The following is a 12575-nucleotide window of genomic DNA, read 5'->3' as shown; positions in this document are numbered from 1 at the left end:
AATTATCAGAACAATATAATTATGCGAAGTCATTATGTAAAGTATTTATATAAAGAAATTGTTATCAATATGTTAAATTACCCAACTTGTTTTACTTTACATAATGATAGGCTTTACATAAAAGATATTATGGAAAGCTTTCCATAAGGTGTTCTCTGATTTGGGAACATATAAGCCAAACGAATGGAATCCATACTCGGAGATAAAGCGTAAATTGGTAGAGGATCACAATATACCGGCTCACGAAATACGTTTTATTCAGGAAGCCAAGACAGATAATGCTCGTAAAGCGATGATTGACGGAATGAATGAAGGGCGTATTCGTATTATCTTCGGTTCTACGTCTATGTTGGGAACAGGGGTTAATGCTCAGAAACGTGCTGTTGCCGTTCATCATTTGGATACACCGTGGCGACCTTCTGATTTACAGCAACGTGATGGACGAGCCATACGAAAAGGCAATGAAATAGCCAAAGAGTTTGCCGGAAACAAGGTGGATGTGATCATTTATGCGGTAGAGAAAAGTCTTGATTCGTACAAGTTCAATCTGTTGCAGAACAAACAAACCTTTATCAATCAGCTTAAAAATAATAGTTTAGGAAGCCGTACCATTGATGAAGGCAGTATGGATGAGAGTTCAGGCATGAATTTCTCGGAATATGTGGCTATACTTTCAGGAAATACGGATTTGTTGGAGAAAGCCAAACTAGAAAAGAAAATCAATGCTTTGGAGAGCGAGAAGAAAGGTTTTGTCAAAAGCAAGTCTTCGGCTACATTCAAGTTTGAAGATAGTACCCGAACCATTGAAGGAAATACGCAGCTGATTAGTAAAATGACAAAAGATTTAGATGCTTTCAATGGGCGTGTACAAGTGGATAAGGAAGGTAATAAACTCAATCCTATAAAATTGGATGGTGTAAATTCTTCTGACCCAAAGATTATTGGCGAGAAACTGAACAAGCTCTCAGATAATGCTCGAACCAATAACGAATACTTTGCTATTGGCGAATTGTATGGTTTTAAGTTGATTGTCAAAACCGAAGAAAGCCAAAAGGAAGGTTCGTTGTTTAAAGACAATCGCTTCTTTATAGAAGGGGAGGGAGGTATTAAATATAATTACAACAATGGTCATATTGCGACTGATCCGAAGTTGGCATCGATGAATTTTCTCAATGCTTTGGAAAGAATCCCTAAGTTAATAGAGAAATACCAAACGGATAATGAACGTTTATCAAAAGATCTGCCTATTCTCAAGGAGGTTCTTGACTCCACTTTCCGAAAAGAGCCGGAACTAAAGGACTTAAAAACTCAATTAGTTGCTTTGGATCGGCAAATCCTACAAACTCTCAAAACTAAGGACGAACCGAAGCAAGATGCTCAAATCGTAGAACCTGCTTCCCTGCATCTTGCTTCAAATGATACTATTCGTTCGGGAGAGCCAATGAGTATTAAAGAGATTATTGATGCTAATCGAGATCGGATTTTTGTAGGTAAGCTTGATACGGAGATTAAGAAAACGAATGAGGATGATGGAGTGTATCGGGGAGTAAGGAGGTAAATATTTATAATGTGATATTTGATGTCTCCATTGCTTGAAAACCTAGTTTCGTTAATGGTTGAAACTTTAGTGGAATAGATGATGATAAATAATTCATTGGAATATTAAAAGCATCAGCTATACCATGAGGTGATGAAATTGGTTGAATTTTATTGGAAAATACACATTTCTTTTCTTGAAATTGGTCAATAAATATCTTCGTTTCAGGACATCGACTTAAGTGCAAAGCTGCACTGTGTAATTGCAGTTTTGCATCAGGACGCTTATTACTAGGATTAGAACTGTTTGATAATTCATTTAATAGAAATACGGAATAGTTTTCCATATCGTATACTATAAAATCACATTTTTTCAACCCTTTTGTAAGAGGATGGTCTCTAGTCGGATCTACAAGTGTAATAAAACTTTCATAGTCAATGAAAGCCATTATTTTACTATGAGGATTATCATAAATTGCTATACCCATACCAATCGGCTGTTGTATTGTTTGTTCCAAATCCTTTATCTCGAATTGAATATCATTAATGACATCTGATCTAATATCTTGTACATTTACTCCTATGCATGGTATAATATGAGGAGATAATGAATTTATATAGTTAATATAATTAGAGATCAATATATTATCCATTTCTATTCTTTTTCTTTTAACAAATTATCATATTCTTTATAGGTATCCGCTATCGGATTTGATAATACTCTTGTGTCAATGAAAAAATTCCCCTCTCTTTTTAAGTCGTTAAGATATCCTCCCACAATTTCAAAAACATTTACATCTGCAAAATTAAGAAAAGCATTTTCAACCATTTTCTCTTTTTGCCCTGCCATAATCAATAAATTTAGATGATTTATAATATAAGGACTATGTGTTGCCATCATTAATGACATTTGATAATCTTTAGAATTAGTCAAAAAACATCGATTTATTATAAAATTTAAAAGATTTTTTTGACTTTCTGGATAAAGACTTAATTCTGGTTCTTCAATATGGATATGAATATTTTTATATGGAATATCTCCTATATTTAAATCTGATCGGAAATCTTTTAAATTATCACTTTCAGACATATATTTGAAAATAATTTTATTAAACCTGCTGCTAAAATCATAATATTTCGAGAAGTATTCAATAATGATAGAAAGAGGAACTATTGTTTGAGTTCCCGATGAAGAATCTTCTAGGTTTATTGTATAACTTTCTTGTTCATCTAAGCTCTCGATATAATATTTTGTTCCCGAATTAGTTTCTTTAGATGCATATCTTACATTTAGATAATTAATATCTAGCGTTTTAATGAATTCCGATGCTATATTAAAATCATTATATGTTTCCTCTAAGAAAAAACTCATTGGTATCTTATTTTTCTTACCTTTTGATGCTAAAATATCAGGGATAAGTATTCTTTTATCAGCAATAAAACACATCTTTTCCAAACTCAATTCTTCTTCAGGAACAGTTATTGAAACATCCAATGCTCCGTCATATACTATTTTATTGTTACCTTTCCTATAGATTATTTCTGTATTATCTTTTACGTAGTTAGTAAAGCCATTATTTTTCAAATAATCTTTAAAATTAAATTTGAAAGGAGATTGAGAAATATTAGCATGTTTTAAATACGAACGTATATTAATCATTTTATATATCCACCGAAATAATACAACTGTCTTTAAAACAGTACTTTTACCGCTTCCAGATTCGCCAATGAAAAATGTTAGAGGTCGTATATCCTCAATCTCAATATCTTTTATTGGTCCAAAATTTCGTATGATTATAGATTCTTTCATATTTCTTATTTTTGATAAAGCAAATATACTTATATTCAATAACTAATTGAGTGAAATAAGTGCAATAAAAAATCCCTTCCTATCATCACGACAGAAAGGGACTTCAAAAAACCCAATAAAAATAACAAAACACCAGAAACCAATTAAACTACTATATCTTCCGTATCGTCGTCTTGACGCTTATTCTTTCTTTGCCATTTGTCTTTATCGGTTATCTCAGTTTTCCCATTGAAATATTTCTCGACAAAAATCTTTACATCCGATTCTTTATAATAGTTTCGCTTACAGATAGTTTTGAAAGGAATTAAACCTAAATTACGATATCGCTGAAGAGTGCGAGGGCTAATTTTCAAGAAGAGGCATAAGTCCTGATTGTCGAATAAACGTTCTTCCAAAGCACCATTATTCTCCGATACCAATAGTTTATCTATTTTCTCATCGATACGTCTAAGCAATCTGGCAAGTCCCTTTATATTGGATTCGAATATGTCATCATCTATCCTCATCATATTTTTTTGTCTTTAGGTTTATTTCTTGTCCGCTGTTCTTTATATACTTGATGTTCCCGCATTAAGTCTTGCAACCTGTCTTCTGTCGACCGAATCACTTTCTCTTGCAAGAGACGTTTGATTTCAGCAATTGTATAATAAGTTTTACCGGAAATAACCGAATATGTGATAGTACCATTGGTACGTAAACGTTGTAGGGTTCTCTCACTTATTCTCAAAAAAGTACAAACTTCATAACTATCTACCCATGTATCATCCGAGGGCAGGGAATCACAACTATTATTTTTGACAAAGTCGGCAATAGTATTTATCCTCTTAACAAGTTCTTTGTATGCTTCTGAATCTATTGTAATAACTTCCATATCAATTCTGTTTGATACAAATGTCATACATTCCAATATCTTAAAAGCCCATGTTGGGACAAGTATTTTTAAATAAAATTCTAACAATCTTATATTTAGAAATAAAAAACGAAAATTATTTCAGTGCAGCATGTAAAATCTGTGGAGTTGAATTTTGAGATAAAAAAGTGCAAAAAAACAGACCCTTTTGAAGCATTTTGAGTCTGAAAACATGGAAATAAAAACTCCCAAACTTGGGTAAAGCTTGGGAGTCTATTATCACATTGGAAGATCGTGTATTATTATATTATCTTCTGATATTCAGTGTAAGTGATACCGTTTTCGTAAGATTGGTTCTTAATAAGTTTCCAAGTAGATTCTTTCTCCGTCTTGGGAAATAATGGGATTCCATCTCCAAGCAATGTAGGAATGCGAGTAATTATCATTTCGTCAACCAAATCATGACTTATAAGCAAAGAAATGATTTCTCCACCACCAACCAGCCAAATATCTTTGCCCTCCTTCTCTTTCAAGTCAGATACAATTTCGATTATAGTATCAGAAATAAAATGAATATTTTCTTTTGGAGTGTTTATCTTGTTTTGCGTGATAACATAAGATATTTTGTCTTTGTATGGATAAATCACATCCATATTTAGAATATCCCTATAGGTTCGTCCTCCCATAATTACAGTATCAACTGAATCAAGGAGTTCATTATAGCCATAATTTAAATCAGGTGTTATAGGATATTTCGTAAGCCAATCCAAGTCTCCATCGGGACGGGCAATATAACCGTCAATGGAGGATGCAATGTATAATTTTATTTTTCTCATGGGAGTAATGTTTTAGAAGTACAATATACAAAAAAGAAGTGTGGAACTCACACTGTTCCGCTGCGAGGTACTGGTATACCCAACTATCGAAACAGGCAAGTCCACACCATACTTTCGTATAGCATGAACATTGCAACTGTTTGTCTCGATAGTTTTAAAAATTACCAGTTTTCGCAACGAGACGTTCAGTGAACGCTATGTTATATCTTTAAGGAGAATTACCCCTCCATATTTCTTTACTTTTCATACAAAGATATTATAATTTGTTTATTTGTTATCAGCTTCGTCCATTCTATCATTTAGATATTTTATTAATTTATCTAAGAAGATAGTACGGCTACCTTTCCGCTCTCGCATTTCAAGGAATGTATGATAATAATCTCCTAAATTGATATTGAATACGGATTCTATATATTCAGCGAGTTCTTTTATATTGGTATTTCCATTATTGAAACAGCCAGCACAATCCCAAGAATAGATTTGCTCCACAAGTTCAGATTTTTTACCTGTCCATGTTAATTTTACCATAGGAGAATAAGGCTCGGCAGAATAGGACTGAATCGAATACGTCTCTAGTTTTACCAACTCTCCGTTGAGGTAGATGGAAAGCATTTCATTAGCCAATATTTTGGCTATCTTAAAATCGAAGCTAGTAGAAAAGATAGGATCTCTTTCAAAATAAAAGGAATCTAAGCCTAGTTGAATATCAGGCTTCCCTCTGACAAAATAATATTTATCGAAGTGAGTACATCCTGTCCGATAGTATTTGTAGAAATCTGAATTTCTATCGAAAAATGCTTTTAGATGATCCAATCCCGCTTTCAAATACAATTTTTGAGAATCAATACTCCCATTAGGTTTCATCGTTTCAATACCATATACTTTTCTATAATAAATTAACTTGCTGAACAATTGTGGTTTTACAACTTTAAAGAAGTGAATCTCCTCTTCTTCATCGTTGAAGTTATATTCTGTAATAAATACCTTTAGTTCCACAAAAGCATTTTCCAGTAATCTAATTGCGTTGGGTGCTTTCACAAACGCACTTTCTTTTTCTGAATCAATCAATTTAAGTTGATTATTTAAATCCTGCATCAATTTGTTTGTGTATTTTTTCATGTTGTCAGATATTAGATTTCTAATCTAGTCTCATTATGTTATCATCACAAAAACTCATTAACCACTATCTCTATTCTCAGTTCTTACCATTTCTTTAGTTATTAACACTGACGGCACTGCGAATAAGAGAGCATAAATACCATATAACAGTTCCTGCATATATAATCCATGCACTTTATCGGATAGCATATTTTCAAATAATAATAAAGAGCACATATTCAAAATCGTATGAAAAACGATGGCAACTAAAATATTGCCTTTTGTTTTTGAACATAACCACGAAATAATAAGTGAGAATTCAATTACAGAGATCAAATAAAATACAGTTATTAAAGGAGTTTGGAATTTAAAATGCCACAGCCCCCAGAATACACCCACAATAAGGCTACTCAGAAATAATGAATACTTTTTTAATAATTGTGGCAACATAAAACCTCTCCATCCAATTTCTTCACCATAGGAACCGAATATAGCAGCCAGCAAACAGATCGAATAATTTCCTCCGGAGCGACACAAAACAGGAATAACTAATTGCTTATGCTCTACAAAAGAAAAAATTACATAAGATAAACAGCAAATAATAAGTGGAATCACTAAGGCTATAAGCAACCATCTCATATTTAAATTCTTAAATGCGATTTTCATTAATAGAGATTTTACATTGATTCTCCCTCCCTGAACTAGAACGACTAAAATAGCAGCTAATGCAGGCGACCATTGAGGTAGTATTAATATATAATCAAAAGAGGTAGGAAACAGCAACATGTTCGCTAAACCTATTGTTATCAAAAATAATAGGCAGGTAACATAAAATGCTACAATAGGATACTTCTTGATGATACTTTTCATGATGCTAATTCTTAAAATCTAATTCTTAAACCCATAGAAGCATAAAATGATTCTTTAAAATCTAAATCTGAGTCTGATTTGAAGATGGCTCTTAATTTTCTCTCTGTATAGTATACCGACCTTGTTGCATTCATCCCCACTGTAATCGGAATAGATATTCGTTTATTGATTTTAATTTCTGGTCGGAATCCCATAATGGCATATTGATGTGAAAACATGATATCTTTTCCATCTTTCTCCAATAAAGCTCCCTGACCACTCATTTCGGCAACTAAACTTAATGATAGAGACTCATTGACATTATACAGTGCTAATAACTCTCCTCCATTCATCATCGAAAGTTTAAATGTGAAGCGACCCTCATACATCCAATTGAAATACAATGCAGGGAATATCATCGGATAGCCAAAAGTATTATTTATGGCAAGTCCCCCTCCGATTTCCAAATTTGGTTTTAAGTGTCGAATAAATGTAACTCCTACATTGCCTAAAACATTTTTGAATCTAATTTGAGAGAATCGGGTATTAGGGGTATATATACCAAAGCCTGCACTTGCCATCATAGACCACTTATCATTTATAGGTCGCATATGAAAGAGAGCCAATTCAAGATTCATCATTTCAGATAAAAATAAATCCTTTGATATATTTTCGTTTTCAAAAGATACATATGTTCCCGCTGCTCCAATCCCCCAGACTGTTGGGCGATTATTCTCATCTACTTTCATCGATAAGGGTAGATTTATGCCACCTTTATAAACTAAAGCTCCTCCCTTGCTGTCTTCTATCTTATTTTTATCAGGATCAAGCAAACTTGATTTACCTAGATATTCAGTTTTAACTGTTATTTGTGCATTGATATATGTACATGTAACAGTTAAAAAGAATACAATCGAATACAATGTCAATTTCATAAACTAATTTTTTTAAATGAATAATTCCGCTCTTCTGTTAGTAAATTTCATTCGGAATTTTATATTGAAAAATTAGAATTGATTAGCAAGCGATAAAATTGACGAAACACTACTTTGCTTATGACGAATCAGTCATATAGTGATAACTATGCTCTATTGTGGTTTCAGAGTTTGAACTATCCTCTTATATTGAAGCCCTAAGCAAAACTTATATCCCGTTCAGCCTTTTAATAATCTTCTGAAATACAGATAATGGAAGAAGTGCACGAAGAAAAAATGCTAATTTAGTAGTATTATCAGAAGGATATCTCAACTTCGAATTTCTGCTGTTCACTGCTTTGTAGATAGTTTGTGCATCCTGCTTGGGAGAATACCCGTTTTTATAATTATTTATCAAGGAATGATGGCTCTTCTTGAATCTGTCCCGATATTCATCCGGATATTGTTCTAATGGAGAATCTAATACTGAGTTGTAAAGCTCTGTTTTAACGACACCCGGTTCTACAACTTTTACCTTTATCCCTATTGGTTCTAATTCATAATAGAGACTTTCACTAAATCCTTCTATAGCCCATTTGGAAGTGTGGTACACTGACTGAAAGGGAAATGTGGCACGTCCGGCAATGGAAGATATATTGACTATTACCCCTGATTTATTTTCTCTGAAGTGTTCTAATATTGCTTTAGTAGTATATAAAACTCCTTTAATATTTGTTTCAAGGATATCGTCAATTATCTCGTCGGAACTTAATTCTAAAGGGTTAATGGTATAGATTCCAGCGTTATTTACAATCGCATCTATTTTACTAAAGTCTTGTATTACGTGTTGAATACATTCTCTGATAGAATCTTTGTTTTTTACATCTAACAAATATGTACTTATATTTCTATTTTCGGCAAATATGGATAGTTTTTCCGGGCTTCTCATTGTTGCAGCTACATTCCAGCCCTTTTCGGCAAATAAAATAGCAGTTTCTTTACCTATCCCGCTCGATGCTCCTGTAATTAAAATTGTTTTCATATCTGTTATAATTTTTGTTATAACAAATATAGATAGGGGAGTCTTTTCTACTGCCTAACAAATGTTAGTTAATTTGTTTTTCTTATCCGGCTCAATGATTCAGGTTGTATCCCGATAAATGAGGCTATGTATTTCACTGGTACGTTCTGAATAATATCAGGCTGCTTTTTGAGTAATTTCATGTACTTATCTTGTGCGGTCAAAGTTAACTGATCAATAACTCTTTCTTCTTTTTCGATTAAGGCACTTTCCATTAATTTTCTACCAAAGCTATGCCATTTATAGCTTGTAGTATATAACTTCTCTAAGTCTGCTTTAGAAATATATAAAAATTCGCAGTCGGTAATCGTTTCCAGAGCTTCCTCAGACTTCTTTCCTAAAAAGAAACTACCTAATGAAATAGCAAAATTATCGGGAGTATATAAATGGATGATTAACTCTTCTCCCGAATCAACTATTTTGAAATACTTCAAGTATCCGGAAAGTATAAAAAATGCTTTATCCGTAGGCTTTCCAAATTCAATTAAAGCTGTCCCTTTCTCAGCAAAACCATATTTAAAATAGGTTTTTATTAATTCTATATCTTCGGGTTCGAGGTCAATATAGTTTGATACTATGTTATAAAGTTGAGAATATTGCATGAGCCAATTAATTTATGCTTTGTATTCCACAAAGATATTAATTACCGGCTAATGAATATTCTCATTATAAATTAATCTTCCAACATATGAGTGCAGTAGCTTATAATTGGTTTTTTAGAGGATTTTCCATCTCCAAGTGAATATTTAATGGGAGAATTAGTTATAAGCGTTAGTTCTTTATTATTAAATTGAACTTTCACAATAGAGATTGAATCTATCCTTCGGGGAATACTTTTATAGTTCATTCCAGTCTCAGTCTTTCCCTGCTCTGCCATTTTATCCTTATTCCCATATTTCAATATGACATTCAATAATTTATACTTCAGAGTTTTTTTTCGTAATAATTCCACTGACAAAATAAGAACTCCGTTTACGACTACACCTATAGAAATATTTGAGTCTGTTTCAGAAACATTTATATCCGCAGGTATTATCTCATCAAAATTATGATACTTTTTAAGAATGTTATCAGCATTAGGCGGATCGATATAACACGTTTTTTTGCCATCATGCCATAAAATCCATACTTCAACCATTCGGTCAATAGGAGTAGGGTTAGTTTCCCAGTTTAGAACCCAGATGCTACAATTACTAAAATGAAGTCCAGGTATAATAAATCCTTCAAAAGGTAATAAATTCATAACCAATCACGTGTTTAAATTATTTACTTATAGTTATCCCAAATTCTCTAACTTTCAATTCTATTTTTCGTATGTTTATTTTTAGACAAAAATAAACATACTTATCCTTTCAACTCCTTAACAAATGTCAGTTAATTTATTACACGTATTTATTTTGGAGTTTAATCGATTTTAAAACTATACTATCTCCCCTCACAAAACATCACCCCTTGAGTATGATTCGCGAGTAAAAATTTGACCAAACATCGCTTTGCTTATGACGAATCAGCAATATATCTATTACTTAATCCGTTATATTTGTAGTATGAAAAATTTCATTTTTAAAAGTTATAAAAGGTTTACAATATTATTTTGGATATTGATAGCCATCCTATTATGGTTTCAGAGTCTGAATTATCAGACTTCATTTATGGAAGCCATTTTATTGACCTTGTGTATATTTTCTTCTATATTTCTGATAAATATCTTACTCAGTAATTATCTATTGCCAAAAGCGATCAGAGAGAAAAAACTAGGTGTCTTTTGGGGACAATTTATAGGTCTAACATTACTTATGGGATTAATAATGGTTTTGATTCTGGCAGCATTTAGACAACTTGAACTAAGTGGCTTTTTTTCGCCTTCCAATTTATTCTCTGACTCTGATTCATTTTGGGTTGACTTTAAAAATCAAATGCCTGCTAGTATCGTTATAAATCTTGCTATTGTCGGATTACGATTCTATTATGAACACATGAGGTTGGAAAAGATACATTTAGAATCAGAATTGCAGGCTCTCAAAGCACAAATTAATCCTCATTTTATGTTTAATGTTTTAAATCATATATATTACTACGTCAAAAACAAAGATGATATAGCACCGACTTTGCTTCTGAACTATTCAGACATACTTCGCTACCAGTTGTACTGTGGACAACAAAAAGATGTCAATCTAGAAGAAGAATTACAGTTCTTGAAAAACTTTATAAATATTGAAACAATCCGATGGGAAGATAAACTAGATATAAATTGTTTGTGGAAGATAGAAAATACAAGTAAAAGAATACCACCATTACTATTAATCCCTTTAATTGAAAATGCATTTAAACATGTTTCTCGGAGTTCAAATGACAAAGGTTATATTAATATTAATTTTGAGCAAAAAGAAAGTATGATTTGTCTGGAGGTGGAAAATTCGAAATTAGCTATTCCCGTAAATAGAAAGGAGCAATCCGGTTTAGGTTTGGAAAACCTAAAAAACAGGTTGGAAATTTTATTGCACAATAAGTATAGTTTATCCATACAGGAAACCGAAACTAAATATAATTCTAAACTAGTAATTCAAATATAGGTATGGCAAATATCATTTCAAAAGAGCCGGATTATCAGATTTTAAAATGTTTGATTGTAGATGATGAATTGGTTGCTGTTAAAGATATTATTAGCAACATAGAGCAAATAAGCTTTCTAAAAGTTGAGGATACATGTTCTTCTGCAATAGAAGCAGCTGAAATTCTGAAAAAAAAAGAGATAGACCTGATGTTCTTGGATATTAATATGCCTTATCTTTCAGGACTTGAATTCTTAGAATCCTTAGATAAAGCACCTTTAACAATACTCAGTACGGCATATTCCGAATATGCATTGGAGGGGTACAGGCTAAACGTTATTGATTATTTATTGAAGCCTGTTGCTTTTCAACGGTTTTTCCAAGCTGTACAAAAAGCACAAGGGATATTTCAAACTCAAATCTTATTACAGAAGAATGTGGAAAATACCCAATCCACTATGTACATCCGGCAAGGTGACTCTTTTCAAAAAATAATATGGGAGGATATTTTATTTGTAGAAGGAATGCAAAATTATTTGAAATTACATCTGAAAAACAATACTTTCGTGATTCATCAAACAATGACTTCCTTAGAAGAGATGCTTCCTAAAGAATCATTCTGTAGAATACACCGCTCATTCCTTGTCAATATTTATCAGATTGATAAAGTGTCGGGTGGAAGGCTTTTTATTAATAAAAATGAATTACCTATTTCAAAGCCAAGAAGGGAGGAATTATTAAATTCTGCGGTTTATAAGAATTTGATAAGTAAATAATATTTAACAGCCAATATGCTCATATTTCCAAAAGTTTCATGTATATTTGAACCTAGAAGTTAGGCTCACAGCGGTCTGCCAAAACAGGACAAAAAGGCATCTTTTTAATCGTTACGAATTCGTTACGAACTTGCTTTTTTGAAAACTTAAATAATTGATTACTAAATCTATTACGAGATAAAAACGTGTTCCCAGCGGGATCACTTAAGGGAACAGAACTAAAAGACAGTTCAAAGCCAAAACAAGACAAACCTCTATAAATTAATGATTTAT

At 32.3% G+C, this 12575-nt stretch carries 13 protein-coding genes and 1 pseudogene; 3 read left to right on the top strand and 11 right to left on the bottom strand.

Going from position 1 to position 12575, the window contains the following annotated elements; translation table 11 throughout:
• Positions 1-148 precede the first annotated feature (148 nt).
• Positions 149-1558: pseudogene (locus tag G7Y56_RS16535) on the top strand (helicase-related protein); the annotation flags it as partial.
• A 4-nt stretch (positions 1559-1562) separates the two neighbouring features.
• Here the strand turns inward: G7Y56_RS16535 and G7Y56_RS16530 are convergent.
• The 11 genes from G7Y56_RS16530 to G7Y56_RS16480 all read right to left on the bottom strand — a co-directional run bounded on the left by G7Y56_RS16530 (position 1563) and on the right by G7Y56_RS16480 (position 10217).
• Entirely contained in the window at positions 1563-2189 is a 627-nt protein-coding gene (locus tag G7Y56_RS16530; RefSeq protein WP_165045290.1) for a hypothetical protein, read from the bottom strand.
• Positions 2190-2191: 2 nt separating this feature from the next.
• Positions 2192-3346, bottom strand: a complete 1155-nt coding sequence (locus tag G7Y56_RS16525; protein ID WP_165045288.1) for an AAA family ATPase — start codon at positions 3344-3346, stop codon at positions 2192-2194.
• A gap of 143 nt (positions 3347-3489) precedes the next feature.
• Complete coding sequence (locus G7Y56_RS16520; protein WP_255498776.1) at positions 3490-3855, bottom strand: helix-turn-helix domain-containing protein; 366 nt, start codon at positions 3853-3855, stop codon at positions 3490-3492.
• Entirely contained in the window at positions 3852-4217 is a 366-nt protein-coding gene (locus G7Y56_RS16515; protein WP_165045294.1) for a helix-turn-helix domain-containing protein, read from the bottom strand. The genes G7Y56_RS16520 and G7Y56_RS16515 overlap by 4 nt, the downstream gene beginning before the upstream one ends.
• A 281-nt stretch (positions 4218-4498) precedes the next feature.
• Entirely contained in the window at positions 4499-5032 is a 534-nt protein-coding gene (locus G7Y56_RS16510) for a dihydrofolate reductase family protein (RefSeq protein ID WP_165045286.1), read from the bottom strand.
• 267 nt (positions 5033-5299) lie between these two features.
• Positions 5300-6151 (bottom strand): RteC domain-containing protein, encoded by an 852-nt coding sequence (locus G7Y56_RS16505; RefSeq protein ID WP_165045284.1) that lies wholly within the window; start codon positions 6149-6151, stop codon positions 5300-5302.
• Between the two features lie 57 nt (positions 6152-6208).
• A complete protein-coding gene (locus G7Y56_RS16500; RefSeq protein WP_165045282.1) occupies positions 6209-7000 on the bottom strand; it encodes a type II CAAX endopeptidase family protein in 792 nt (263 codons plus the stop codon).
• Positions 7001-7011: 11 nt separating this feature from the next.
• Positions 7012-7914 carry a DUF6268 family outer membrane beta-barrel protein gene (locus tag G7Y56_RS16495; protein ID WP_165045280.1) on the bottom strand — a complete coding sequence of 301 codons (903 nt, stop codon included), beginning with the start codon at positions 7912-7914 and terminating at the stop codon, positions 7012-7014.
• 208 nt (positions 7915-8122) lie between these two features.
• Positions 8123-8935 (bottom strand): SDR family oxidoreductase, encoded by an 813-nt coding sequence (locus G7Y56_RS16490; RefSeq protein ID WP_165045278.1) that lies wholly within the window; start codon positions 8933-8935, stop codon positions 8123-8125.
• 68 nt (positions 8936-9003) lie between these two features.
• A complete protein-coding gene (locus tag G7Y56_RS16485) occupies positions 9004-9576 on the bottom strand; it encodes a Crp/Fnr family transcriptional regulator (protein WP_165045276.1) in 573 nt (190 codons plus the stop codon).
• 71 nt (positions 9577-9647) lie between these two features.
• Complete coding sequence (locus tag G7Y56_RS16480; protein WP_165045275.1) at positions 9648-10217, bottom strand: hypothetical protein; 570 nt, start codon at positions 10215-10217, stop codon at positions 9648-9650.
• A 409-nt stretch (positions 10218-10626) separates the two neighbouring features.
• On the opposite strand from G7Y56_RS16480, the gene G7Y56_RS16475 reads away from it, so the two are divergent.
• Together G7Y56_RS16475 and G7Y56_RS16470 are read left to right on the top strand one after the other, a co-directional pair.
• Entirely contained in the window at positions 10627-11547 is a 921-nt protein-coding gene (locus tag G7Y56_RS16475) for a sensor histidine kinase (RefSeq protein WP_165045274.1), read from the top strand.
• A 2-nt stretch (positions 11548-11549) separates the two neighbouring features.
• Positions 11550-12302: a LytTR family DNA-binding domain-containing protein gene (locus G7Y56_RS16470; protein ID WP_165045273.1), complete on the top strand. Its 753-nt coding sequence runs from the start codon at positions 11550-11552 to the stop codon at positions 12300-12302.
• Positions 12303-12575: the final 273 nt, after the last annotated feature.

The sequence above is a fragment of the Dysgonomonas sp. ZJ709 genome, assembly GCF_011039195.1.
In the GTDB taxonomy this organism is placed as follows: domain Bacteria; phylum Bacteroidota; class Bacteroidia; order Bacteroidales; family Dysgonomonadaceae; genus Dysgonomonas.
The sequence above is the reverse complement of the archived record's forward strand: the minus strand, read 5'-3'. Positions and strand labels throughout refer to the sequence as shown.